Genomic DNA, 25347 nt, shown 5'->3' with positions numbered 1-25347 from the left:
GACCGTTCAAACTTCGTTTTCTCCCACCCCGTCCCGGCGGAGTTTTTCACGGCGACCACCCGCCACCACCAGCACCTCAAACCCAGCGACCACATCCAGTAATTCGGCGGTGATCGCCTCCTGGCGCTGCTGGCGGTAGGCGGTGTTCAATTCCGCCAAACGGTCCGTGATATTGCGCTCGGCGGCCTGCATCGCCAGCAGGCGGCTGGCGTGCTCGCTGGCCAGGGATTCGGCACAGGCGCGAAACAGCTCCACGAACAGCCATTCCCGCAGCAGCGCGGCCAGCAACTCAGCGTGGCCGACGGCGTAACCGGGCAGGGAACGCGACGGCGTGGCCGGTTCGCGGCGCAGGCTATCCGGGTCGAGCGGCAACAGCCGCGTACTGGTGGGTTCGTGGCTTTCGCTGCCCCGATGACGGCTATGGAACAGCAGCACCTGGGTCACACCCCGCGCGCGCCACTGCTCCAGTAACGGTAGCACCTGCCGCACGGTCTGGTGGATGGCGCTGGCGGCGCCCGGCGTGTAGAACTGCTGTTCGGGGACCAGGCCTTGCCCCTCCAGCGCCGCCGCCTGGCGCACCCCGACCGCCAACACCCGGCAGGCCGCCGCCGATTCGCGCAGCGTTTCCGCCACATACTCCGCAAGCGCTTCGTTGAACCGGCCGCACAAACCGTGATCGGAGCCGAACACGATGGCGCCGGTGACCAACTTGCCACCGGGCGGCGAGTCATCCAGCGGCCCCAGCAGCCCGACACCGTGCGCTCCAGCCTCCGCCACCAGATCCCCCAACACCACCGCCAGCCCGCGCCGCACCGCGCGATCGTAATCGGTCAGCGCCGCGACCGCCCGCTCGTACTGATGAATACTCACCGCCGCCAGCGCCTTCATGGTCCGCACGATGGATCGCAACTCCTCGACCGTGGCGAGGGTATGGCGCAGCGCATCCAGAGCCGGCATGGTAGTCAGTCAGGTTGAGCGGCGGCAAAACCGGCGAGCGCCAGCCGCGCCGCCGTCAGCAGCGCATCCCGGTCGGTGTCGCTTAGCGGTGCTCCAGCACTGATCCGCTGGCCGATGTCGGGACAGCGGACGGCGACCTGTTCCCGCACCGCCCGTTCCGCGGCCGCCACTCGTTCCAGCGGCACCAGGTCGAACACGCCCTCGGTCACCGCCAGCAGCACCGCGATCTGATCGGCGACCGGTAGTGGCTGGTACCGCGGTTGTTTCAGTGCTTCGCGTACCCGATGGCCGCGCTCGAGGGTCCGGCGAGTGGCCACATCCAAGCGGGTACCAAAACGGGCGAAGCTTTCCAACTCCTCGAACTGGGAATAGGCCAACCGCAATTCGGCGGCGATGGTGCGATAGGCCGACAACTGGGTTTTGCCGCCCACCCGCGACACCGACTGACCGACATCGACCGCCGGCAGAATGCCCTTTCGGGCCAAGTCCGGGGACAGGACAATCTGGCCGTCGGTGATCGAAATCAGGTTGGTGGGTATATAGGCGGAGACGTTTTGCGCCTCGGTCTCGACGATCGGCAGCGCCGACAGCGAACCGCCGCCATGCTCCGGGCGCAACCGGGTGGCTCGTTCCAACAGCCGGGAGTGCAGATAGAACACATCGCCGGGATAGGCTTCCCGCCCCGGCGGACGGCGCAGCAACAACGACAGTTCCCGATACGCCTGGGCGTGCCGGGTCAGATCGTCGTAGACGATCAGCACGTCGCGGCCCTGGGCCATGAACCATTCCGCCATGCTGGTGGCGGCGTAGGGGGTGAGGACTTGCAAGCCGGGCGGGTCTTCGCCGGCGGCCACCACCAGGAAGGTGTAACCCAAGGCGTCGCGCCGCCGTAGATCGTCGAGCACCCGGGCCACCGCCGTGCCGCGCTGGCCGATGCAGCAATAGACGCAGATCACGTTCTGATCGGCCTGGTTGAGGATGGCATCCACGGCGAGCGCGGTCTTACCGGTTTGCCGGTCTCCCAGGATCAGCTCCCGCTGGCCCCGGCCGACCGGAATAGCGGCATCGATTACCTTGATGCCGGTGGCCAGCGGCACGCTGACCGGCGCCCGGTGCATGATCGCCGGCGCCGGCCGTTCCAGCGGCCAGCGGTCGGCGGCGACCAGCGGGCCGGCTTCGTCCAGCGGTTCGCCCAGGGCATTGACCACTCGCCCCAGCAGGGCGGAACCAACCGGCGTATCCACCACTCGTCCGGTACGCTCGACCGGATCGCCGGCCTTGAGGCCGCTGCTGTTGTTGAGCAGCACCACGCCGACCTCATCGGGGTCCAGATTGAAGGCGATGCCGAGAATGCCGTTGGGGAAACGCACCAGTTCCATGGCCTCGACGCCCGGCAAGCCGTTGACTTGGGCGATACCCTGGCCGAGCTGCTCCACCACCCCGGTTTCCACGACCTTGATCTCGGGCCGATAGGCAGCCAGCGCCCGGTCGAAAGGCGCGAACAGCTCAGGATCGTGCATGGTCGTCGGCCACGGTGGAGATCCGGGAATTCAATGCCTGGGCGAGCGCTGCGCCGAAACCATCGAGATAGCTGTCCAGGGTCCAAGCCAGACGGTGACCGGGCATTTCCAGGGTGATGCCGCAAGCGGCGTTCGGATCGTGATGGAAGCTGAGTGACGTTTCGGTGCCCAGCAGTGAATGCAGCATCGTTCGCCAGTCTTGTTGCAGCGCCGTGTCCAGGGAAAAGGCGGTGGTAACGGTGCAGCCGCCCAATGCCGCCTGCGCCAGCGCCGCGCGTTCGCCCACATCCAGGGCGCGCAGCCGTGTCAGCAGCGGTTCGAACATCCGCCGCTCCAGATCGGCGTCCGCCAGTTCGCGCAAGGCGTGGCGGAGTGCCTCGGTCAAGCGGTGGACGGCTTCCCGTTGCAGGGCGTGCTGGCCTTCCGCCTGCTCCCGCCGCCAGGCCGCCAGCCAGTCGGCGCGCTGGGCCTCCACCTCGCGTCGGGCCGCCGACAACCACGCCTCGCGTTGGTCCGCAACCTCCTGGCGAGCCTCGGCCAGCCACGCCTCGCGTTGGGCTTCCAGCACGGCCTGCCGCTCTCGACCGGCTTGCGCCGCGCTTTCGGCTTGCTGGGTCTTGGTCCGGGCCTCTTCCAGCGCCGCCGCGATTTTTTGTTGGCGGGCGGCCATGGCATCGAGCACCGGACGGTACAGAAACCGCTTCAGCAGCCACACCAGCAGCAGAAAATTGACGATCTGGGCGGCGACGGTGAACCAGTCGATCTGCATGGCTACTGGCCGGCGGCAGCGACGAAATGATTCCAGAACGGGTTGGCAAAAATCAGAATCATCGACACCACGAAGCAATAGATGGCAGTGGATTCGATCATCGCCAAACCGACGAACAGGCTACGGCTCAAGGTTGCCGCTTCGTCCGGTTGCTGAGCGATGGCAGCCAGGGCCTGAGCCACTGCCCGGCCTTCCGCCAAGGCGGGGCAAGCGGTGCCGATGGCGATGGTGAGGCCGGCGGTGACGACCGAGGCAAGGCCAATGAGAAGTGCGGCATCCATGGGGAGGTGCCCTCCGTCAGGGTTCGTTAATTCGCTCCTCATCCTCCGAGGAAGAGGGTGAGGAGGCCGGGGGTGAAATATCGTGCGCCGCCGTGGCCGCGGCGAGATAGACCGTGGCGAGCACCGCGAAGATATAAGCTTGGATAATCCCGGTCAGCAGCTCCAGCGCGTGCATCAACACCGGGAAGAACAGTGGGGTGACGATCAGCAGAATCGCTCCCACCACGGCGCCGCTCATCACGTTGCCGTAGAGCCGCACCGCCAACGCCAGGGTGCGGGCCAGCTCGCCGATCAGATTCAAGGGCAACATGATCGGGGTCGGTTCCAGATAGTCCCTCAGATACGCGCGCCACCCCCGCCGCCGGATGCCGAACAGCGGCACCGCGACCAGGACGCATAGCGCCAGCGCGGTGGTGGTGGACAGTGAGCCGGTGGGCGGCTCGAAACCAGGGACGATGGCCAGCAGGTTGCAGGTGGCGATGAAAACGAACAAGGTGCCCACGAAGGGCAGATAGGGCACGGAGTCCTGCCGGGCGATATCGCGGATTTGTCCCTGAATACCTTCGACCAGCACCTCCAGCAGATTTTGCCAAGGCGACAGCGTGGCGTCGGCGGTCAGCCGGCGGGTGATCCACCGAGCCAACACCACCAGCAGTGCCATGACCAGCCAGGTGAACAGCAAGGTGGCGCTGATGCGGATGAAACCGAATTCGAACCAGACGGTTTGATCGGGACTGATGGTCATGCTCGTGACTCCGGCGTCGGTCGCAAATAGCGCGTCAGCACGACCCGCGCCGCCATGAAGGCCAGCAGCGCAATTCCCAGCCGGATCAGATTACGATCCGGACCGAGGATAAAATAAAACCCGCTCAGGCTGACGGCCAGCCGCAGAATGAAACTACCGGCCACCCACAAGGCGGGATGGGGATGAGCCGGCAATCGTTGCAGGGTGAACCACAGGCCGGCGAAATAGAACAGGCCCAGAAGTAGGCCACCCAGCGCGGCCAGCAGCCCAGTCCAACTCTCAATCATGAGGCTCCTGTTTTTTCAACCATTGCCAGGCGGCGGCGCAGCCGAGCACCAATCCCGCGACCAGCAGCGTCAAGGTCCAGGAATGCCGGCTGGGCCAGTTCCGGTCGAACCACAGCCCCAGCAGCGCACCCAGGACGGCCGGCAGCGCCACCGTCCAGCCGACGATGCCGAACAGGCCCAGGCCGAACCAGACGCTGGGCCGATCCGTCTCACGCGCCCGCAGCTTACGCGATGCCTTACGCCCCACCTGTTCCGGCAGAAGATCGGGCGGCGGGGATGAAGCGATCGGTTGGCCCTTGACGCTGTCATTCTCCTCTTTCCCAGAGGGATCGGGACTGTGGGAGCGAGTCATCGCCTACCCTCCCCCAAGTGCAGAAACCGCCGGATCATCCCGGCCTCCAGTCGAGCCAAGGCGCCACGGGCTGCTTTCTCTTGATCGTCGAGTTGACGGAACTCGATATCCACCACCTGCCGCAATCGGCGGAGATCGCCTTCCCGCACCGCCCGCCGCACCGCGATCAGCACCTCGGCGCCGCGCTTGCTCAGTACGCCCTGATCCACCGCCACAAAGTATTCCAATCCGGCGGGAGTGGTGAAGCCCACGATGCCCGGTACCAGCGCCGCCACCCAGTCGCGATGACGCGGCAGCAGGCAAAATGCGCCTTCCAACCCTTCGGCGCGAACCTGGGTCGCGGTTTCGTCCACCACGGTTTGGGTCGGAGTCAGCACCTTCAACCGGATCATCGCCGCGCCTCGTCCAGGGTACCGATCATGTACAGATCCGCCTCGGCCCAGTCGGCGCAACCGTCGTTCAGAATGCGCTCGCAGTCGTCCAGCACTTGCGGGAGCGGTACGCTCTTGCCGGACCGGCCAGTGAAGTGCTCGGTGGTGAAAAACGGCTGGGTCAGATAGCGCTCCAGCCGCCGGGCGCGATTGACGGTGCGCCGATCGGCCAGCGACAACTCCTCCAGACCGAGCATGGCGATCAGATCCTTGAGTTCCTCGTACTCGGCCAGGGTCTTGCGCACCGCTTGGGCGATCCGGTAATGACGCTCGCTGACCAGCGCCGGGGTCAGCAGCTTGGAGTCGGAAGTCAGCGGGTCCACCGCCGGGTAAAAACCCTGACTGGCGCGCTTTCTAGACAGCGCCACCGAAGCCGAAAGATGGGCGAAGGTGTGGGCGGCGGCGGGGTCGGTGAAATCGTCGGCGGGCACGTAGACCGCCTGCACCGAAGTGATGGAACCGCCGGCGGCGTTGCAGATGCGCTCTTCCAACTCGGCCAGTTCGGTGCCCAGGGTCGGTTGATAGCCGACCCGCGACGGGATGCGGCCCATCAGACCAGAGACTTCGGCGCCGGCCTGAATGAAACGGAAGATGTTGTCGATCAACAGCAGCACGTCGCGGCGGGCGCGGTCGCGGAAATACTCGGCGAGAGTCAGCGCGGCGTGGCCGACCCGGAAGCGCGCGCCCGGTGGTTCGTCCATCTGCCCGAATACCAGCACCGCGTCCTTCAGCACGCCGGCCTCGCGCATCTCGCGATACAGTTCCTCCGCCTCGCGGCAGCGCTCGCCGATCCCGCAGAACAGGCTGACGCCCTGGTAGCGGCCCACCATGTTGTGAATCAGCTCGGTGATGATCACGGTTTTGCCGACCCCGGCTCCGCCGAACAGCCCCGCCTTGCCGCCACGTTCCAGCGGACACAGCAGGTCGATGACCTTGATGCCAGTCTCGAACATCTCCAGACCGACCCGGCGTTGAGCCAACGGAATCGGCGGTTGGTGAATCGAACGCCATTCGCCACCCGTCAGCGCCGGGCCGTCGTCGATGGTCTGGCCGAACACGTTGATCATTCGCCCCAGCAGTTCTGGCCCGACCGGCACGGTCAGCGGACCGCCGCTGTCCCGCACCGGATCGCCGCGCGCCAAACCCTGGGTGGGCGTCAGGGCGATGCCGCGCACGGCATCGACCGCCAAATGGTCGCTGACCTCGATGACCACCGATTGATCCCGGCCAGCGCGCAGTCGCTGGCGCAAAGCCGGCAGGTGGTGGGGAAAGCGCGCGTCCACCACGCTGCCGCGCACGGCGATTACCGTACCCTGCGACTCGGCGACGGCGCGAGCAGGTACTGACGAAGCCGGGATGGCCGGCATTGAATGCAACCTCCATACAAACCGTCTTGCGACCACAATGTATCGTCGGCACATTGCTCCGCGCCCAGGCTAAACGGCTCTATCCCGAAGGGCGGACTCGGCGGCGACCGACAAAAGTCAATCCGGCGACCGTTGAAAAGCAGGTCTTCAACAGCTATTGCTTAGATAACCCTACATTAAGGAGCTAATAATGAAAACCCTGCGCTTGGTCTGCGTGGCGCTGCTGCTTGCAATGTCGCTCTCCGCATGGAGCGCCGACGGTTTGATCGCCCTCAAGAGCCCGTTGAGCCCCAAGGAAACGATGGATCGCCTGGAAAACCTGCTCCAGAAGAAGGGCATGACGATTTTTGCCCGGGTCGATCACGCGGCGGGCGCCAAGAAGATCGGCAAGACCCTCCGCCCGACCGAGCTGCTGATCTTCGGCAATCCGCAGGGTGGTACGCCGTTCATGGAGTGCGCGCAAACGGTCGGGATCGACCTGCCGCTCAAGGCGCTGGTCTGGGAGGATGCCTCCGGTCAGGTCTGGCTCGGCTATAACGACCCGGCGTTCCTGGCGACACGCCACGGGGTGGCGCAATGCCCGGTGGTGGCGAAGCTGCAAAAGGCCCTGGCCGGTTTCGCTCGGGAAACCGTTGGCGATTGAGATGATCCTGCTTCAGGACTCCGCATCGGCCAAGCGCACGCTGGGTTTGATCGCGATGCCGCCCCGAGGCCAGAACTCTCCCCACACCTCCAGCCATTTCGGTTGCAGGAACTGGAACAGATCCCGAGCGATGCAGTTGACGCTATCCTCGCTGAACTCGCCCTTGTTGCGAAAACTGAACAGGTACAGCTTCAGCGATTTCGACTCCACCAGAAACTCGCGGGGGCTGTAGCGGATGCCGATGTGGGCGAAATCGGGTTGCCCGGTCAGCGGGCACAGGCAGGTAAACTCGGGGCAGTCCAGCTCCACCACGTAATCCTGCTGGGGATAGCGGTTGTGGAACCGCTCCAACACGTTCGGGCTATAGCTTTGTGGGTACTCGGTCTTGGACTGACCCAGCAGCGTCAGGTTTTCGGTATCGGACATGGCAAGCTTCCGGCGGTGAAGGTGTGAGGGATGGCCGGTTCGACCGCCCCGCCGGACAGCATAGCGCAATCCCAAAAAAAGCGGGGCGACCCGAAGGCCGCCCCGCTGGCTTGGGTCCAAACCCGATAACGGCTAGCCGAGATCCTTGATACCCTGGATCAGTCCCGCCGTCACTTTCTGCGCATCGCCGTACACCATCCGGGTGTTGTCGGCGAAGAACAGCGCGTTCTCGATGCCCGCGAAGCCCACACCCTTGCCGCGCTTGATCACCTGCACGTTTTTGGCGTGATCCACATTCAGGATCGGCATCCCGTAGATCGGGCTGGCTTTGTCGGTGCGCGCCGCTGGATTCACCACGTCGTTGGCGCCGATGACCAACGCCACGTCAGCGGTGGAGAACTCTTCGTTGATCTCGTCCATGTCGAAGATCAGATCGTAGGGAACACCGGCTTCCGCCAGCAGCACATTCATGTGACCAGGCATCCGGCCCGCGACCGGGTGAATGGCGAACTTGACGACGACATCGCGTTCCATGAGCAGCTTGCACATTTCCCAGATCTTGTGCTGCGCCTGAGCCACCGCCATGCCGTAACCGGGCACGATAATAACCTTGGCGGCGTAGGCCATCTGAATCGCCGCATCCGGCGGCTCCATCGCCTTGAGGCTGCCGGTCACCGCCTGCGCCTCGCCACTGGCCAGCGCCGCCCAGTTGCTGAACAGCACGTTGGCTACCGAGCGATTCATGGCCTTGGCCATCATCAGGGTCAGCAAGGTACCCGACGAACCGACGATGATGCCGGCAATGATCATCGCCGAGTTGCCCAGCACAAAGCCTTCCAGCGCCACCGCCAAGCCGGTGAAGGCGTTGAACAGCGAGATAACGACCGGCATATCCGCGCCACCGATGGGCAAGGCCATCATCGCGCCAAACGCCAGCGCCAGCAGGAAGAAGATCGAGATCAGGAGGCCGCTGGAGCTGTGATTGAGCGCAATCACCAAACCGAGTATGACCGCCGCGCCGAAAATCGCCGCATTGACCTTCTGCTGCCCAGTGAAACGAAACTTGGCGTCATCCTTGAAGAATTTGAGCTCCTGCAACTTGCCGAAAGCCACCACCGAGCCGGAGAAGGCCACCGCGCCGATCAGCGCGCCAGCCACCGCCATGATCAGAACATGGGTTTCCGGAGCCACCGCCTCAGTGCCGTGATTCTTCAGTAGTTCCACCGCCGCAATCGCCGCCGCCGCGCCGCCGCCCATGCCATTGTAAATGGCAATCATCTGCGGCATGGCGGTCATTTCCACTTTCTTGGCGCCATACCAGGCGATGGCGCCGCCAACGGCAATGGCGATGACCATCAGGACATAATTGCCCGGTCCCGCCTGGATTTGCGGGTGGGCAAAGCTGAACAGCGTTGCCAGCACCATCCCATAGCCCGCCCAGACGATACCGCTCCGGGCGGTGGTCGGATGCGACATCCGCTTGAGGCCGACGATGAACACCACCGCCGTCAGGAAATAAATCGTTTCAATCAGGTAACCCATGACTTACTTCTCCTGACCCTTGCTGCTCTTGAACATTTCCAGCATCCGCTCGGTGACGAAGTAGCCGCCGACCGCATTACCGGCGCCCAGCAATACGGCCAGGAAACCGATAGCCTGCTCCAGGGGGGTTTCCGCCTGGCCCAAAGCCACCATTGCGCCGACCAACACGATGCCGTGGACGAAGTTGGTGCCGGACATCAGCGGGGTATGCAGGATCACCGGCACCTTGCCGATAATTTCATAGCCGAGAATGGCGGCCAGCATCAGGATGTAGATGGGAGAAAAAAAGCTAACCACTGCTTCCATCGTGCGTCTCCGGGTTATTGTTCGAGCAGTTTGCGGGTGGGTTCATGAACGACCTGCCCATCACGGGTCAACGCGCTCTTGGCGATCACTTCGTCGTCCCAGTCCAGGTTCAATGCGCCGTCCTTGATCATCGGCGACAGGAAGTTGTACAGATTCTTCGCGTACATTTCGCTGGCCGGAACCGGGAAGTTGCTGGGGATGTTGAGCGGACCGTCGATGATGGCGCCGTTATGCTCGTAGGTCTCGCCGGGGCGGGTCAAATCACAGTTGCCGCCGGATTCCGCGGCCAGATCGACGATGACCGCGCCACGCTTCATATTCTCCACCATGGCCGCCGTCACGATCTTCGGCGCCGCCCGCCCAGGAATGGCGGCGGTGGTGATGACCGCATTGGCGGCGGCGATATGCTTGGCCAGCACGTCGGCCTGCTTCTGCTTCTCCTCAGCCGTCAATTCGCGGGCGTAACCCCCTTCGGCCGCGGCGTTGACCCCGGTGTCGATCATCTTGGCGCCCAGTGATTCGATCTCCTGGCGGGCCGCCGGACGGATGTCGTAGGCCTCGACCATGGCGCCCAGCCGTTTGGCGGTGGCGATGGCCTGCAAACCGGCGACACCGGCGCCGACAATGACCACCTTGGACGGGCGGATGGTGCCGGCGGCGGTGGTCAGCATCGGGAAGAACCCGCTGGCCAGGCTGGCGGCGCGCAACGCCACATAGTAACCGGCCACGGCGGCCTGGGAGGACAGCACGTCCATCGACTGGGCGCGCGAGATACGCGGGATCAGTTCCATGGCAAAGCTGGTGATCTTCTTGTCGCGCAAGCGCTTGACCACCTCCGGGTTGCGATGCGGCGACAACACGGCCAGCAGAACCGAACCGTCCTTGAGCAACTCCACTTCTTCCAAAGTGGGTCCCTGCACCTTGAAGACTACCTCGGCCTCGGCATACAACGCTTGGGCGCCGTCCACCAACCGGCTGCTTTTAGCATAGGTTTCATCGGTGAAAAAGGCGCTGAGACCCGCGCCTTTTTCCACCAGGATTTCCACGCCGAGCTTGGTGAAACGCTCGGCCATCGTCGGGTCCAGCGCGACCCGCTGTTCGCCCGAAATGGTTTCCTTCGGGACGGCCATACGAACAGGCATGATCTTGTCCTCCTGATTGTGATTTTCACCGGGCTCCCGCCCGCCCGGAAATTGACACGAAAAAAAGGCTTTTTAAAGCCTCTTGGAGTGCCAGGGTGTTAAGGTGGGCATGCGCGCCGTCAGCGGGTAACGCGCGATACTCGTAGAATAGTAGCCTAGACTTTCAACATCACAAATGGGCAGAGTTCGAAATATGTCCAATACCCCGGGCGTCGCCCTTGCAACCCGACGCCGGCTTTTATGTCCATGGAGTGTCAAGCTGGGTTCAAGTTGGCGGGCGATAATGGGATGGAGATAAGGAACAGGCACAGGTGAAGTATGTACGGATTGGAGCAGCAGGTTCTGCACACGGATGTGACAGGAATGCCGTTGGAATGGATTAATTACCAGCAGGCGGTACGCTTATACCACGCCGAGCAGGTGGCCTATACCTGCGGCATGGCGCTCTACACGGTACACGGCGGCGTCAGCACCCTGAGCGGCCGGCGCAGCGCCATCACGGTCAACTCCATCATCGCCACGCGAGGCGGCGCCTACGCCCGCCTGCGTGCCCGTCATGACTACGTGCCCCCTCTCTCGAACGCCTCGCTGTTTCGCCGCGACTGCAATACTTGTCTGTACTGCGGCGAGACTTTTGCGATTCGAGACCTGTCCCGCGACCATGTCAGGCCACTCGTGCAAGGCGGCGCCGATCACTGGAACAACGTGGTCACCGCCTGCAAGCTCTGCAACCATCGCAAGGGCGGCAAGACGCCGGAACAGGCCAGAATGCAGTTGCTGGCGATTCCGTTCACCCCCAATCACCCGGAATACGTGTATTTGCAGGGCAAGCGAGTGCTGGCCGATCAGATGGATTTTCTCCGCGCTCACTTTCCTCGCTCCAGCCCGCTGCACCAGCGACTGGCACGGCTGTCCTGACCCGACGCGAGATGTGCGATGACGGACGATCAAGGGTTTCTACACGAGATTTACAGCACCTTCGGCGGCATCGCCGCCTTCGCCCAGCACCACTTGGCCGAACATCGCCTGCGCCAGGAGCGGCTGGCGTTGCTGCGGGATTCCATCGAGCAGGTGGTGGACGCCAGCGAGCCGCGAATTCGACTGGTGGGCAACTACGCCGAAAAACTGCTGGATGCCGTGGAAATCGGGCAACGCCATTGCGACGACATGCTGCGACGCTTGCCGCCGGCGCTGACGCTCGGTGGCCAAGCCTGGGCCATGGACCCGTGCGTCAATGCCTTTTTCGCCACGGTGGACAGCCTGCGCGCGACCTTGGACCTCGACCCGCGAGTGCGGACCTACTTCAAGGAGAGCGGACCACCGGAATGTTTCGCCCTGCTGCTGATGGTCAAGCGCGAAACCGAGACTTTCGGCATGACGCTGGCAGGCGATCTCCTGGTTCGCGACGCCCACCAAATCCAGGTCAGTTTCTCAAATCACCAGTTATTCTTTCCCGCCGCCAGCGAATCCGAACTACGCAAGGAACTGCGGCAGCGGATGCTGATGTTCTTGGCCTCGCGGGCGCTGGAGCGCATCAACGAACTGCGCGAACGGCGCGGAACCCTGGAAGAGCAGCGGCGGCAACTGCAAGCGCAGCTGCGTGCGCTGCGGGGACACGCGCGAGGCTTACAACCGCTACTGTCCGCCACCGATGCCGACGAGCGCCGGCTGGCGACACTGGAGCAGCGGTTATCCCAAACCGAGGGTGAGTCGATCGTCGCCCGCAAGCAATTGGGCACACTGGACGATTACCTGGAACAAGTGCGGCAGGTGCTCGGCCACCCGGAGACCTACCTGCAACTCCATCCCTTGAGCTTGCGGCTCAACCGGCTCGGGGTCAAGCTCGACCCGGACTCGCCGGAACCGGGGGAAACCCTCACCCTGATCGAACTGGCCTCTCTGGGGGAGCAGCGGATCGGCGCGCTGGTCCGTTTCACTCGCGACGAACTGCCGCCAGCCGAAACCGATTAGGCGCGCGTCCGAAAGCCGCTCACTCCTCGCCCAGCGGCACCGAGAACGCGACCTGATAGCGGTCGGGCGCTTCCACGATCTCCAACTGGCAGGCGGCACCGAAAGCCAGCAACAAGCGCTGGCGGATATTATCCTGAGCCAAGCGCTGGCCCGATCCGCCGGTTTGTCCGCCGTCCACGCCCCCCCAGGGGTTGGCAATGCTAAAGCGCAAGGCACTGGAGCGCCGCTCGATGCGAATGCTCAGCCGGCCACCCTCCGGCAAGGGCTGGATGCCGTGGCGGATGGCATTTTCCACCAGCGGTTGCAGCAGCAGTGCCGGCAGTGGAGCCGCCAGCGGCAACCCGTCGGCCAGATGCCACTCTACTTGCAACCGCTCGCCGAGGCGCAGCCGCTCGATGGCGATGAAGCGACGGGTCAGTTCGAGTTCCTCTCCCAGCGTGATGCGCTCCTGATGGGCCAACGCCGAACGCAGCAGGTCGGCCAGATCGAGCACCGCCTGTTCCGCCTGGTCCGGCTGAACCGGGATCAGGCCAGCGATGGTGTTGAGGGTGTTGAACAGGAAGTGCGGGTGAATGCGCGCTTGCAGGGCGCGCAGCCGGGAGCGGGCCTCGGCCTCGACATTACGCTGCCATTGATGGCGGACATAGAAGTAGCGCAGGGCCAGCAAGGTAACGATACCGCCGATGGCGAGGTTGCGAGCGATCAGAGCGGCTGGCGGCGCGGCGAGCCCAGCCGCTTCCCAGCCCGGCTCGAGAAACCACCAACCAAGGACCGAGAAGCTCAAGGTGACCAATTGAGTCAGGCCGAACACGGCCAAGGTGGCGGCGGTTACCTTGAGCCGATTGAGCCAGCGCCGACACAAACACAAAGCGGCGGCGGCCCCCAGCACTACCCACTGCACGAACAGCGAAATCAGCGCCAATCGATTCCAGAAGTCACCCAGGCGGTCGGCTTCGCTCAGCGCCAGCACCAAGGCGAATAACTCGGCCAACAGAATGGTCAGGAAGACCGTGGGGTTGGCGCAAAAATCGGGTAGAAACCCGGACACGGGCTCTCGTGTCCGGGAAGGTCCGCGCGGCGCTCGTTGCATGGGTACCTTGATCACAATGCCATGAATGAAGAACTGCCACTATCTTATAGCGCTCGGATCAAAACAGTGTCAGCTTGAACCACAATGCCATAATGCCGTCAACTCCGCCGATAATCACCACCCAAGAGTCGGCGGTCTCTAAACCGCGCCACGCATGGACGCCACCACCGAACCTTGGCACACTATAAAATATACGTAGCCGGGAACTGCGGGCGGTGTCGAACGGCCTCATGCTCAGGTAACCGACCCATCCCATTCAACCAGGACCGCCGTTCCGCCACGCATGACCACCTCGCTCCATAACGACCGCCTGCTGCGCGCCCTCCTACGGCAGCCGGTGGACCGCACCCCGATCTGGCTGATGCGCCAGGCGGGCCGTTATTTACCGGAATACCGAGCCGCCCGCGCCCGCGCCGGCAGCTTTCTGACGCTGTGCCAGACTCCGGAGCTGGCCTGCGAAGTCACCTTGCAGCCGCTGGAACGGTTTCCGCTGGACGCGGCGATTCTATTCTCCGACATCCTGACCGTGCCCGACGCCATGGGGCTGGGGCTGTCGTTCAGCGAAGGGGAAGGCCCGCGGTTCGCTCGGCCGCTGCGCGCGGCGGCCGACATCGCCCGCTTGGGCGTACCCGACCCGGAAATCGAGCTGCGTTACGTGATCGACGCGGTGCGATTGATCCGCCGCGAGCTGGCCGGTCGAGTCCCGCTGATCGGCTTTACCGGCAGCCCGTGGACGCTGGCGACCTACATGGTCGAGGGCGGCTCCAGCAAGGATTATGCCCGCATCAAGGAACTGCTGTACGACCAGCCGGAACTGCTGCACCGACTGCTGGACGTAACCACCCGGGCGGTAACTACTTACCTCAACGCCCAAATCGCCGCCGGCGCGCAGGCAGTGATGATATTCGACACCTGGGGCGGCATCCTGGCCCCGCGCGCCTACCGGGAATTTTCGCTGGCCTACATGAGCCGCATCGTCGCCGGACTGACCCGCGAAGCCGAGCAGCGACCGGTGCCGATCACCCTGTTCACCAAGGGCGGCGGCGCCTGGCTGGAAGACATGGCCGCCAGTGGTTGCGATGCGGTGGGGGTGGACTGGACCGTGGACTTGGGCGACGCCCGCCGTCGGGTCGGGGCGCGGGTGGCGCTACAGGGCAACCTTGACCCGGCCACCTTGTACGCCGCTCCCGAACGTATCCGCCAGCAAGCCGCCCAGGTGCTGGCCGATTATGGCGCCGGACCGGGCCACATCTTCAACCTTGGCCATGGCGTCCAGCCAGGAGTCGATCCGGAGCATGTCCGGGTGCTGGTCGAGGCAACGCAGCAGTTGAGCGTCCCCTATCACGCGCACGCCGGCATGGGCGATGCGCGATGACCTCGATGCCAAGTTCCAGGCCAGCCAGCGTTCGGATTCTGTCATCCGGCGTGGTGGTGGTACATTGGAATGCCGATCGTTACGACTATCTTTTACTCAGAGCCTACAATTACTGGGACTTTCCAAAAGGCGTGGTGGAAGTGGCCGAATCGCCGCTGCAAGCAGCCGTCCGCGAAGTCGAGGAGGAAACCGCGCTGACTGGGCTGCGGTTCCGTTGGGGCGACCTTTACCGGGAAACTCATCCCTATAATCAGGGCCGCAAGGTGGCCCGTTACTACATCGCCGAATCGGCGAGCACCGAGGTCAAGCTCATGCCCAATCCCGAGTTGGGGCGGCCGGAGCATAACGAATACCGCTGGGTCGACCGCGCCGAAGCCTGGAACCTGCTAACGCCGCGAGTGCGGGCGATTCTGGAATGGGCCGATGGCGTCATGGCTCGATCCAGCCGGCGCCGCTGAACACCGCGCTGGCGGTCTTCCAGGTCTTCCAATCAACCCACTTCTTAAAAAAACGCCTCAAAGGCAACCGCGCAATTCCATGGAGGCCACCCCGATGACCCCTAGCTACCAGCCGCTCCCGTTTCATCATCTGGAAGCCGGCGCCGGTTATTTCCGGCCGAAACAGCATCTGCCCGACCACGTCTCCACCGATGACCCAGCCGTGCAGGTGATGACCGACCTCAGCCAAGTCACCGCCTACACCACCGAACTGGATACGCCGCTTAGCAAGGCGCTGGAAATCATGGTCAAGCGTGGGGTGCGCATGTTGCTGGTGCGCGACGGCGACGGCCGAATCGTCGGGCTGGTGACCAGCCGCGACATCGAGGGCGAAAAACCGGAACGCATCCTGGCCAAGGCTGGCGGCGACTGGGAAGACCTGCGGGTCGCCGATATCATGACACTCAAACCCAAGCTGGAAGTGCTGCTGATGGACGATGTGCGGAACGCGCGCGTGGGCGACATCATCTCCACCCTGCGGCAAATGAACCGCCAGCACGCGATGGTGGTGGATACCGATCCCGCCACCGGTAAGCCGGCGGTGCGTGGTATTTTCTCGCTGTCGCAAATCGGTCTGCTGCTCGGGCTGGACATCGATCCCGCCCACCAGCCGACCACCTTCGCTCAACTGGAGCGGGCCGGCATCGATCATCCGATCGCCAGCACCGACCTGCTGCCCTGATTCCGGCGCGGCCCTCTAGCGCCGCGCCTCCAGGGTTTCCCGCAGGCGAACCGGATCGATGTCGCCGACGATAACGCCCTGCCCCAGCCCGCGCAGCAGGATCAGCCGCAAGTGGCCGTTCTGGACTTTCTTGTCCACCGCCATCAACCGCAGGAAATCGTCGGCGCTCAGGTCCGGCGGCGGCGCCGATGGCAGGTGGGCACGCTCCAGCAGCGCCAGTATCCGCCCGACCTGCTCCCCGCTCAGCCAGCCCAGCCGCGCCGAGAGATCGGCCGCCAGCGCCATCCCCGCCGCCACCGCCTCGCCGTGCAACCACACACCGTAGCCAGCGCCGGTCTCGATGGCGTGGCCGAAGGTATGGCCGAGATTGAGCAGGGCGCGCTCGCCGGTTTCGCGCTCGTCGGCGGCGACGATCTCGGCCTTGCTGCGGCAGGAGCGTTCGATGGCTTCGCTCAGGGCGCCGGCCTCGCGCGCCAGCAGCGCATCCAAGTGCGCCTCCAGCCATTCCAGAAAGGACAAGTCGCGGATCAGACCGTACTTGATGACCTCGGCCAAGCCGGCACTCAGTTCGCGATCCGGCAGGGTGGCGAGCGTATCGGTGTCGGCCAACACGCAGCGCGGCTGGTAAAAAGCACCGATCATGTTCTTACCGAGCGGATGATTGACCGCGGTCTTGCCACCCACCGAGGAATCCACCTGCGCCAGCAGCGTGGTGGGAATCTGGATGAAATGCACGCCGCGCTGATAACAGGCCGCCGCGAAACCAGTCATGTCGCCGACCACCCCGCCGCCGAGCGCCATGATCGTGCAGTTGCGGTCGAAGCGATGCCGCAGCAAGGCGGTAAACACCTCATCGAGCACCGCCAGCGTTTTATATTGCTCGCCGTCGGGCAGGATCACCGCTTCGTGGCGCAACCCGGTCAGCGCGGCGCGGGTCCGTTCGAGATACAGTGGCGCGACCGTGGTGTTGCTGACCACCAGTACCTGCCGGCCGGGAATATGGGGGCGCAGCAGTTCGGGCTGGCCGAGCAGGCCGGGGCCAATGTAGATGGGATAACGGCGGTCGCCGAGTTCCACATGCAGGGTTTTCATAGGGCGTTCCTGTCGGAGATCAAGCGGGAGCGGCGGGTTTGGTCAGCGCGGGCTACCCTGGCGGTTGAGGGCGCCGAGAATCCGCCCCACCACCTTTCTCACCGCCTGGCCGTCACTTTGGATCACGAGATCGGCGGTGGCGCGGTAGATTGGGTCGCGCTGTTCGAATAATTGCGCCAGACGAGCGCGGGGATCGGCGGTCTGCAACAACGGGCGGTTGCCGTCCATGCGGGTCCGCAGGAGCTGTTCGTCCACCGTGGCCCACAGGTAGATGACAAAGCCGCGCTCGCGCAGACAGTTACGGTTGTCGGAGTCGAGCACGGCACCGCCGCCGGTGGCAAGGATCAAATTGGCACGCTGGGTCAGTTCGGCGATGACGGCCTTTTCGCGGGCGCGGAAACCGGCCTCGCCTTCCAATTCAAAAATGAGCGGGATGCTGGCCCCGGCGCGCTGCTCGATTTCCTGATCGCTGTCCACGAACTCGCGGTTCAGCACCTGCGCCAACCGGCGGCCGATGGTGGTCTTACCGGCGCCCATCGGGCCGATCAGGAACAGGCGGGAGATGGCGGAAACATTGGCGACGGACACCGATCAACCCCACTCAACGCTCTGCACCACCACACCCTTCCGCCGCGCCTGCGCCAGCAATCCCGAATAAACAAAAGCCGTTTGAACCGTATCCAATTTGTGCAAGCGGAATACTATCCATTTCAAGAAGATGGGCGACACTGCAAGGCATGCTAAGCTTTCCCGATTCAATACGATGGCCAACAACGTATGGATTGGTTTGCCGAAGCCGGATTTTCAGCAGTATAAACACCGGAGGGGGCTTCTCGCATCCACAATCCAACCTTGTATCCCGGTCCAACCCATCCGTCGGCCGCGGCGGGCGGGCGGACAGGACCGCCAGGTTCGAGCAGCCACCCTCAATTCGGGTATGCGCGAATGTTTGCCAGCGTCATAAAAGAGCTATACTTGTTCCCTAATTAAGGAAAGGCGTTGTAAGGGGGGGCGGCACGGTTTTCGAAACGGTGTCTTCCTGAAAAGAGAGCGAATACACCTGTGCTGTAATGCCTGATAAAGCGTGGAGCTTTTTAACATGAGATCAAAAACCAGGTTTTTTTCCACGTCGTTCCTGTTAATTTTCATAAGTTTTTTTCTTGTCATTTACCCACAAATCAGTGCGGCGGCAGATGTCAAAGTTCCGGACGTGGTCGATCTGACCAAAACCGGCGCCAGCACCGTCATTCGCAATGCGGGGCTCAGCGTCGGCGCGACAACCCTGCAATTCGACGATGAGGCTCCCGCCGATACCGTCATCGATCAAAGCCCGGCGTCCGGAACCCAGGTGACCGCCGGTACCGCCGTCAATCTCACCGTATCCCTGGGTCCGGCCGGCGTCGTTACGGTTCCCAACGTGACCGGCCAACCCGAAGCCACGGCGCAATACCTCCTGCGCGGTGCCGGGCTTACGATCGGCGCCACCACGAAGCAACCGGATGTAACGATGCCGATCGGCAATGTCATCCAGACCACGCCGGCGGCCGGCGAGCAGGTCCAAGCCGGCACAGCGGTCGACCTAGTCATTTCCCAGGGCTTCTCCGGGCCGCAGCAATGCGCCGCGCCCGACGTGACTGGTCAGACCGTCGAGAACGCCCACGAGATTCTGTTCGCGACCTGTTTGGCCAACATCGGCTCCATCACCGTGCAGCGCGACAACACCATACCGGCAGGCCGGGTTGCCGCTCAATTCCCCGCCGCCAGCTCATTGATCGGCTACAACACCACGGTCAACGTGATCGTCTCTTCCGGTTCGCAACCGCCGGTTGTCACCCCGCGCGTGGTCGGGCTAACCGTACTCGATGCCACTGTCCTCCTCGAAAACGTCGGCTTGAAGGTAGGCTTCGTCTCCCGCCAGACCAGCAACACCATCGAAGCGGGCCGCATCATCAGTCAAAACCCGCTGATGACCGCGCTGGCTCCGGTCGGCTGGGCGGTCAATCTGGTGGTATCGCTGGGTCCGGTGCCGGAAGATCCGGGTGCCAGCCCGCAAACCTCGGTTCCCGACGTGGCGAACCTGACGCTGGCGGCAGCCACCGCCAAGCTGATCGAAGCCGATTTGCGGGTCGGCGTGGTCTCCAACCAGCGCAGCCCGGACGTCCCGGCCGGCCAAGTGATCCGCCAGAATCCGCAACCGGAGGCGACCGCGCCGATCAACAGCCGGGTCAATCTGACAATTTCCTTCGGTCCCTATGCTTATGGACTACTGAGTGGACCGGCTTATATCACCAATTACTATGGCAACACGGTATCGATCCTGAACCCCGACATCAATCAGGTCGTCGATAACATGTCGGCGGGCATCAACAACAGCGGTCCCAGCGGCATCGCGGTCAGCCCGGATGGCACCCGACTATATGTTGCCAATCGCCCACAGTACGGCCGACGCGCCGGGACGCTCTCGGTGATCGATCTGACCGAGCGTCGGGTGATCGCCATCATCCCGGTCGGCGTGGCGCCGCTGGGCGTTGCCGTCAACCCCACCGGCGAACGGGTGTTCGTGGCCAACGAAGGCAGCTTCAGCCTGTCGGTGATCGACACCACCACCAACCAGCCGTTCATCGATCTGAACGTGCCCAACTTGGCCGCGAACTCCTACCCGCGCGGCGTGGCGGCGCATCCCAACCCGTTGCGCCCGCTGGTGTATGTCACCAACCGGACGGTCAACTCGTTCTCGGACGATGCGACCAATCCTTATCCCGATCAGTGCGACGCTCTGGTATCGCGACCCCCGGTCAACGTCAATCCGGACCAGTGTGTCGGCTCGCTGTCAATCTTCGACGCGGACCTGAAAACCCAGGTCGGTTCGGTGGCGGTCGGCTGGGCGCCGGAGGGTGTGGCGGTTCATCCCGACGGTATGTTGGTGTACGTGGCCAATTCCGGTGACCGGACGGTGTCGGTCATTGAGACGGTGTTCAACCGAGTGGTCGGTGTCATCGCGCTGGACGAGTTCGGCGGCGCACCGCAACCACTGGTGCCACGCGGCGTCGCGGTCAGCCCGGACGGTAACCGGCTGTACGTCACCGACGGGGCTGGCAATCGCCTGTTTGTGATCGACACCACCGCCAACCACAGCGTGGTGGACATCGTACCGGTCGGCAAGAAGCCCTACGGCGTCGCGGTTAGCCCGGACAGCAAGCGGGTGTACGTGGCCAACACCGACGATAATACGGTTTCGGTCATCGAAGCGATCACCAACCGGGTGATTGCCGTAGTGCCGGTGGTTTCGGGGATCAACGCCAACGGCCAATGGGCGCCGTGGGCCTTCGGTCGGTTCGTGGGGCCACTGGCCACAGTGGCGGCGCCGACCTTCGATCCGCCAGGCGGAAACCTCACGCTGTCCGTCAGGATCAGCACCACCACGCCGGGCGCTTCCATCAGCTACACCACGGACGGCAGCACGCCCACACCAACCCACGGGACCATAATCAACAACGGTGATTCCGCCTCGCTGGCTGGATCGAATAGCCTCACCGTGGTGCTGAGGGCAATGGCCTTCAAGGATAACTGGGCGGATTCCGAAGTTGTGGACGCCATTTATTCCAATGACCCCACGCAGTCTTTACCGGGTGGAGGCATCATCCCGGGTTCGGGCGATGAGGCGGGTGGAAAAAGCCCTGGCGAATAAATAATCGGGTCATCTTTTCGAGCCGCGATTTATATCGCGGCTTTTTTTTACCCGCATTCGGGAACGGCGCAGGGAAGAGGATCGTTTTACGAGACCATATCCGCCTTGAGGTATGGCCTCTCCCCGAAAACGTAATACCGATTACTAATAGATTTTACTACTTTAGTGCGGATAAAATAAAATCAAAACTGGTCAAAGAAACCACTTCGCTTGGGAGAAGCGATTGAATGAGTTCATCCACTTTTTTACGTAGTTCATCTAGGGTTTTTAAATTGATCCAACACAATTGATCTTTCATTGATTGCCAAACACGCTCAATGGGGTTCACATCGGGACTGTAAGGCGGTTGGAATAATAAGACGACATTATCGGGGATTACGAGTTTTTTGGCAGAATGAAAGCGACCGTTATCCAATTGAATTACGTTGAGGCTGTGCGGATAAGTTTTAGAAAATTCATTCAAAAACCACTGAAAGCAATCAGCATCTAAATGGGAAAATTCTAAAAAGAAGTTTTCGCCACTCAGTGGCTCAATGGCACCATAGAGCCAAAATGATTGAAAGGTCCATTGAACTGGACCAACTGGCTTAATCCCCAGTGCGGTGATGACCCGCCGGGTGATCGTTTTTAATCCAAAGCGACTTTCATCTTGGCACCAATACCGTAAAGGCCGGACCGCTTCATTTTCAACTTGCTGAAGAATATCAATTAATTCAAGTTGTCGTGGAAGTTTTTTTTAAAAGAAACCACCGCCTCTTCATGGCGATGAACGCTCGTTGGCCGCGCCACTTTAAGTTTTGCTTTGAGTTGATAACGAACGACTTGATGCACTGTTGAATAAGGAATATCGACCTCGTATTCCTGGAGAAGCCACTGCTGGATTTGTCCGTAACTATGAAATCCATGAGTCGGATCGTCCAGACGGCGCTGGAGTGCCTCTCTCATAGCTTCGGTAATTCTCGAACGACGGCCGCCATGATAATTCCACTGCAACAGCCCGATTAAGCCTTGGGTACGATATACTTTGAGCCACTTGACAATGACGGATTTCGATCGCCCTAAATGATCGGCTAACTCTTGTAAAGAATGAAAAATTTCACTTTTAATCCAATATAGAATTTGTAATCGCTCTCGAAACTTGGCGTGAGTTTGTTCATTCATTATGCGCTTTAGTTCTTCGGAGGATTCGTGGATTTCGACTTGTAATGAGCGGCTCATGACTGGATCAATAAAAGTAGGTTAAATGAGTATGATAACAAAATCTAATCGTAAATGGTATAAAGAACCCCGCCACCAGGGGACGAGGTTCTTGAAGACAAGCCTGAAAGCCCCAATCTAAACAGCGGGCATCGCAGGCCACTACCAGATGTTCATTCCTGCCGCAAGTAACGGGGAGATATGAATGTCTTTCGTGAACGCTTTCCCTAAAAACACAAACGGCAAGGGAGAAACCTATCCCGTTTCGTTCAAACCGAGAACAAACATGTTCTTCCATGTTGATCCCGACGCAGTGATCAGTCATTTCATCTTTTGGATACTTGCACTTACTTTTTCGAGAACCCGCTTACGGGCCAAAAGCACCATCACCCCCATGCACAGCCAACAAAAAAACCGGCGGGATCACCGCCGGTTTTTTTCGGTTGCTGGCAAGAGAAGAAGATTACGTCTCGCCGTATTCAAGACTCACTGTGTCGCAGCCGCTTCCGGCTGCGGCGGCTGCACCGTAATCTGAAGCGTTTCGCTGCTAATCTCGGGGCCAACGGTAGAGAAGAAGAAGTCTACGCTGCCATCCGTGGGTAAGTCGTTGACTTGCAGCACCAGATTGGTGTACCCACCCGCGCCACTGGCTAGCGTGGCCGGAACCACCGACGCCGTAGGCGTGTGCAGGTTAGCAATCGCCCGTGCCTGGGCGGCTGCAATCTTTGCCGCATCCAAAGTGACCACCAGCGCTTTTCGCTCAGCACATTTCGCCGGATCTCGCTCCACCGGTGCGGTGTCCGGATCGCCATCGTCATCGATCAGATCACAGACGCCTGGATTCAATGCATCAAAGGTATCCAAGGCTACCTGTGCCTTCACCACGGCTTCTTCCGCCGCAATCGCCGCTGCTTCGGATGGATCGTTGATGACAATTTGCACCGCGATCGGCACACCCGGAATCGGAGTGCGAACTAATACACCTCCGGAGGTGACGCCGCCATCCAGTAATTGCAACGTGACGGGCAACTCAACGGCTATCCCGGAAGGTACTTCTTGAGTGACGGTAACCAGCGCCGGCGGATTTTGGTCGATTGGCGCTACAACAGCTACTTGCTGAGCCAATTGCGGCGGCTGCGTTATGGTTAAAAAGCTGCCATCCGGATTACCCAGATACCAATGGGTCATCACCGCACCAACCTTCCCACCGTTCGATTCGGCCGCTACCATGAAGCGCCGCCCCACTTGGCTAGCCGGGTAGCTCATCACGGTACTGGCCCTACCAGTAACATCGGTCAAAACGATGACTTCATTCCCGACAATTCCATTGCCGATATTCAGCACATTACCCTTATGGGGCGGGCAACCGACCGTGTACCAAACATTGGCGCCAACATTCTGACTGACTTGATTGAACGGGGTATTAACGGTCAACATATTTCCGCTACGCCCGGTGATAACCCGGCTACCCACATGATATTCCAAGCGACCCTCCGCAGGCAGGGCGTTGATTGTACTCGGATTTGGATTGATGATTTCAGGGTCCTGCAACATTAGCAGGCAAAGAGGATCAGCCACTGCATACGACACACCGTTGGGCACCACGAATGGATTCAGGGTATCTCCAACAGCCCGGGGTACCGTGCGATTGGGCGCGAAGAATTCCCAACTTCCTTCCTGGGGGTCACCGTTGTACCCCGTAATGGCGAACTGACCATGCCCTTGATCAGGATAGCGATTCACCAGCATATCTAACGGCGAATCGATCAATCGGAACGTGATGGGTGTTCCTTCCGGCGGAGGGTTCCCAAAGGGATCGCTGGCGATGACCGAGATAATGCGGTTATATACGCCATCCCATACAAAGTCGCATGCCTGCTGAGTGGGGCAAAGACCATTCACTGCGATCAGGTTGTTCGCACTCACAAAAGCAGCATCGGCAAATGGCCCGGTGAAGGTCAGTGATTTAATTTCACCCGTCCCGATCGATACCATGGCGTAATTGGTGATCCCCATCTCGATCCCGTTATCCACATTATTATCGCGGCGGTCAGCGGTGGCCGAGATCAAGACCGTTCCCGGTAAGGTGCCACTATGCAAGACCAAGGTCGCCACGCCACCAACCAAATTAGCCAGAACGCTGGTACCCTCCTGCGGGTTGCCGTTGGCATCGGTCGTGCTCAACCATTCACCGCCATTCGGCCGGTTAGGCAACAGCTCGACCCGTAAGGCATGTCCTTCACCCTGATTAATTGGCTGACTAAAATCGTCCAGCACAAAAACCTGGAACTGCTTGACCGTGTTCTGAGTGACGGTGGTTGTACCCGAAGGATTGTCACGGATATAAACCAGCGCGGGATCCATGACGAACTTGACCACAGAAGGGAAACCGCCCGTTGCGCCGCCGCCACCACCGGTCACGGTAATAGTTAGATTACCGCTGATAACTTGCCCGGTTTGAGGATCCTGTGCCGAAGCGACCAGCACTATGGTTCCCGGAATGTTGGTAGCGTTAACGTGAAATGTTACGATGCCCTGCGTATCCTCGAATGTTATGTTTCGAAAAGCGATGGGAACCGTAGCAGTGGGAGGACAAGTAGCTCCCGTAGGGCATTGCTCGTGCTCCGAATCACCGTCTAGATAGTACAAAGCACCACTGGAAAGACCCGACGCAATAGCAACATTAATAAGAGGTGCTGCGAACAATTTACCGTTCTGCATCACCTGAACAGTCACCGTATTCGTATAGGGATTACCAATAGACGGCCCGGCATTTAGGATATTCACCGGCAGCGTGGTCTTATCGGCGGTCATCCCAACGGTAATCGGCGCCCGCCCAGTAAACCCGCCGCCGGTAAACCCACCACCGCCACTGCCATCGAAACGAATAGCATCGCTGCTACCCCCCCAACCGACCAATACCACGGCCAGCAACAGCAATTCTGCAAACCCCGTCAATCGTCTCAGTGATCGCATGGCTTATCCCC

26 protein-coding genes and 1 pseudogene are annotated in these 25347 nt (G+C 61.6%); 8 read left to right on the top strand and 19 right to left on the bottom strand.

Features of this window, described 5'->3' with window-relative positions; genetic code table 11:
• Nucleotides 1-6: 6 nt before the first annotated feature.
• From IPM89_02115 to IPM89_02075, 9 genes are read right to left on the bottom strand one after another with little or no spacing between them, the layout of a single operon-like run.
• Nucleotides 7-957, bottom strand: coding sequence for a F0F1 ATP synthase subunit gamma (locus IPM89_02115; GenBank protein QQS54673.1), 951 nt, complete (start codon nt 955-957; stop codon nt 7-9).
• A 5-nt stretch (nt 958-962) separates the two neighbouring features.
• Complete coding sequence (locus tag IPM89_02110; GenBank protein ID QQS54672.1) at nt 963-2477, bottom strand: alternate F1F0 ATPase, F1 subunit alpha; 1515 nt, start codon at nt 2475-2477, stop codon at nt 963-965.
• Nucleotides 2464-3246, bottom strand: coding sequence for a F0F1 ATP synthase subunit B (locus IPM89_02105; protein ID QQS54671.1), 783 nt, complete (start codon nt 3244-3246; stop codon nt 2464-2466). The genes IPM89_02110 and IPM89_02105 overlap by 14 nt, the downstream gene beginning before the upstream one ends.
• A gap of 2 nt (nt 3247-3248) precedes the next feature.
• Nucleotides 3249-3527, bottom strand: a complete 279-nt coding sequence (locus tag IPM89_02100; GenBank protein QQS54670.1) for a F0F1 ATP synthase subunit C — start codon at nt 3525-3527, stop codon at nt 3249-3251.
• A 16-nt stretch (nt 3528-3543) separates the two neighbouring features.
• Nucleotides 3544-4272 carry a F0F1 ATP synthase subunit A gene (locus IPM89_02095; protein ID QQS54669.1) on the bottom strand — a complete coding sequence of 243 codons (729 nt, stop codon included), beginning with the start codon at nt 4270-4272 and terminating at the stop codon, nt 3544-3546.
• Nucleotides 4269-4559: an ATP synthase subunit I gene (locus IPM89_02090; protein ID QQS54668.1), complete on the bottom strand. Its 291-nt coding sequence runs from the start codon at nt 4557-4559 to the stop codon at nt 4269-4271. The genes IPM89_02095 and IPM89_02090 overlap by 4 nt, the downstream gene beginning before the upstream one ends.
• Entirely contained in the window at nt 4552-4911 is a 360-nt protein-coding gene (locus IPM89_02085) for an AtpZ/AtpI family protein (protein QQS54667.1), read from the bottom strand. The genes IPM89_02090 and IPM89_02085 overlap by 8 nt, the downstream gene beginning before the upstream one ends.
• Entirely contained in the window at nt 4908-5300 is a 393-nt protein-coding gene (locus IPM89_02080; protein QQS55744.1) for a F0F1 ATP synthase subunit epsilon, read from the bottom strand. The genes IPM89_02085 and IPM89_02080 overlap by 4 nt, the downstream gene beginning before the upstream one ends.
• Nucleotides 5300-6709 (bottom strand): F0F1 ATP synthase subunit beta, encoded by a 1410-nt coding sequence (locus IPM89_02075; protein ID QQS54666.1) that lies wholly within the window; start codon nt 6707-6709, stop codon nt 5300-5302. Before IPM89_02075 ends, IPM89_02080 begins: the two co-directional genes overlap by 1 nt.
• A gap of 190 nt (nt 6710-6899) precedes the next feature.
• Here IPM89_02075 and IPM89_02070 point away from each other — a divergent pair, with 190 nt between their 5' ends.
• A complete protein-coding gene (locus IPM89_02070; GenBank protein QQS54665.1) occupies nt 6900-7352 on the top strand; it encodes a DUF302 domain-containing protein in 453 nt (150 codons plus the stop codon).
• Nucleotides 7353-7364: 12 nt separating this feature from the next.
• On the opposite strand, the gene queF is transcribed toward IPM89_02070, so the two are convergent.
• From queF to IPM89_02050, 4 genes are all read right to left on the bottom strand, one after another.
• Nucleotides 7365-7778: a preQ(1) synthase gene (queF, locus tag IPM89_02065; GenBank protein QQS54664.1), complete on the bottom strand. Its 414-nt coding sequence runs from the start codon at nt 7776-7778 to the stop codon at nt 7365-7367.
• A 132-nt stretch (nt 7779-7910) separates the two neighbouring features.
• Nucleotides 7911-9320, bottom strand: a complete 1410-nt coding sequence (locus IPM89_02060; protein ID QQS54663.1) for an NAD(P)(+) transhydrogenase (Re/Si-specific) subunit beta — start codon at nt 9318-9320, stop codon at nt 7911-7913.
• Nucleotides 9321-9323: 3 nt separating this feature from the next.
• Entirely contained in the window at nt 9324-9626 is a 303-nt protein-coding gene (locus IPM89_02055) for an NAD(P) transhydrogenase subunit alpha (GenBank protein ID QQS54662.1), read from the bottom strand.
• A 14-nt stretch (nt 9627-9640) separates the two neighbouring features.
• Nucleotides 9641-10768: an NAD(P) transhydrogenase subunit alpha gene (locus tag IPM89_02050; protein QQS54661.1), complete on the bottom strand. Its 1128-nt coding sequence runs from the start codon at nt 10766-10768 to the stop codon at nt 9641-9643.
• 318 nt (nt 10769-11086) lie between these two features.
• Between IPM89_02050 and IPM89_02045 the strand changes: the two genes are divergently transcribed.
• Entirely contained in the window at nt 11087-11686 is a 600-nt protein-coding gene (locus IPM89_02045) for an HNH endonuclease (GenBank protein QQS54660.1), read from the top strand.
• Nucleotides 11687-11704: 18 nt separating this feature from the next.
• On the top strand, nt 11705-12739 hold the full coding sequence (locus tag IPM89_02040) for a hypothetical protein (GenBank protein ID QQS54659.1): 1035 nt from the start codon (nt 11705-11707) through the stop codon (nt 12737-12739).
• 19 nt (nt 12740-12758) lie between these two features.
• Here IPM89_02040 and IPM89_02035 read toward each other — a convergent pair whose 3' ends face one another.
• Entirely contained in the window at nt 12759-13829 is a 1071-nt protein-coding gene (locus IPM89_02035) for a histidine kinase (protein QQS54658.1), read from the bottom strand.
• 283 nt (nt 13830-14112) lie between these two features.
• Between IPM89_02035 and hemE the strand changes: the two genes are divergently transcribed.
• From hemE to IPM89_02020, 3 genes are all read left to right on the top strand, one after another.
• A complete protein-coding gene (gene hemE, locus IPM89_02030; GenBank protein ID QQS54657.1) occupies nt 14113-15204 on the top strand; it encodes a uroporphyrinogen decarboxylase in 1092 nt (363 codons plus the stop codon).
• Nucleotides 15205-15209: 5 nt separating this feature from the next.
• A complete protein-coding gene (locus IPM89_02025) occupies nt 15210-15662 on the top strand; it encodes an NUDIX domain-containing protein (GenBank protein ID QQS55743.1) in 453 nt (150 codons plus the stop codon).
• 94 nt (nt 15663-15756) lie between these two features.
• Nucleotides 15757-16383, top strand: coding sequence for a CBS domain-containing protein (locus IPM89_02020; GenBank protein ID QQS54656.1), 627 nt, complete (start codon nt 15757-15759; stop codon nt 16381-16383).
• Nucleotides 16384-16398: 15 nt separating this feature from the next.
• Here the strand turns inward: IPM89_02020 and aroB are convergent, their stop codons facing one another.
• From aroB to IPM89_02005, 3 genes are all read right to left on the bottom strand, one after another.
• Nucleotides 16399-17475 (bottom strand): 3-dehydroquinate synthase, encoded by a 1077-nt coding sequence (gene aroB, locus IPM89_02015; protein QQS54655.1) that lies wholly within the window; start codon nt 17473-17475, stop codon nt 16399-16401.
• A gap of 42 nt (nt 17476-17517) precedes the next feature.
• Nucleotides 17518-18012, bottom strand: coding sequence for a shikimate kinase AroK (gene aroK, locus IPM89_02010; protein ID QQS55742.1), 495 nt, complete (start codon nt 18010-18012; stop codon nt 17518-17520).
• 64 nt (nt 18013-18076) lie between these two features.
• Nucleotides 18077-18295 carry a hypothetical protein gene (locus IPM89_02005; protein QQS54654.1) on the bottom strand — a complete coding sequence of 73 codons (219 nt, stop codon included), beginning with the start codon at nt 18293-18295 and terminating at the stop codon, nt 18077-18079.
• Between the two features lie 390 nt (nt 18296-18685).
• On the opposite strand from IPM89_02005, the gene IPM89_02000 reads away from it, so the two are divergent.
• Nucleotides 18686-21163 carry a PASTA domain-containing protein gene (locus IPM89_02000; GenBank protein ID QQS54653.1) on the top strand — a complete coding sequence of 826 codons (2478 nt, stop codon included), beginning with the start codon at nt 18686-18688 and terminating at the stop codon, nt 21161-21163.
• Between the two features lie 157 nt (nt 21164-21320).
• On the opposite strand, the pseudogene IPM89_01995 reads toward IPM89_02000, so the two are convergent.
• Nucleotides 21321-22381: pseudogene (locus IPM89_01995) on the bottom strand (IS630 family transposase).
• Between the two features lie 184 nt (nt 22382-22565).
• On the opposite strand from IPM89_01995, the gene IPM89_01990 reads away from it, so the two are divergent.
• On the top strand, nt 22566-22895 hold the full coding sequence (locus IPM89_01990; GenBank protein QQS54652.1) for a hypothetical protein: 330 nt from the start codon (nt 22566-22568) through the stop codon (nt 22893-22895).
• Here IPM89_01990 and IPM89_01985 read toward each other — a convergent pair.
• Nucleotides 22847-25336, bottom strand: coding sequence for a hypothetical protein (locus IPM89_01985; GenBank protein ID QQS54651.1), 2490 nt, complete (start codon nt 25334-25336; stop codon nt 22847-22849). The two genes, IPM89_01990 and IPM89_01985, sit on opposite strands and share 49 nt — an antisense overlap.
• Nucleotides 25337-25347 lie beyond the last annotated feature (11 nt).

The sequence above is a fragment of the Candidatus Competibacteraceae bacterium genome, from assembly GCA_016699715.1.
Classification (GTDB): Bacteria; Pseudomonadota; Gammaproteobacteria; order Competibacterales; family Competibacteraceae; genus Competibacter.
This window is presented reverse-complemented; position numbering and strand designations above follow the sequence as displayed.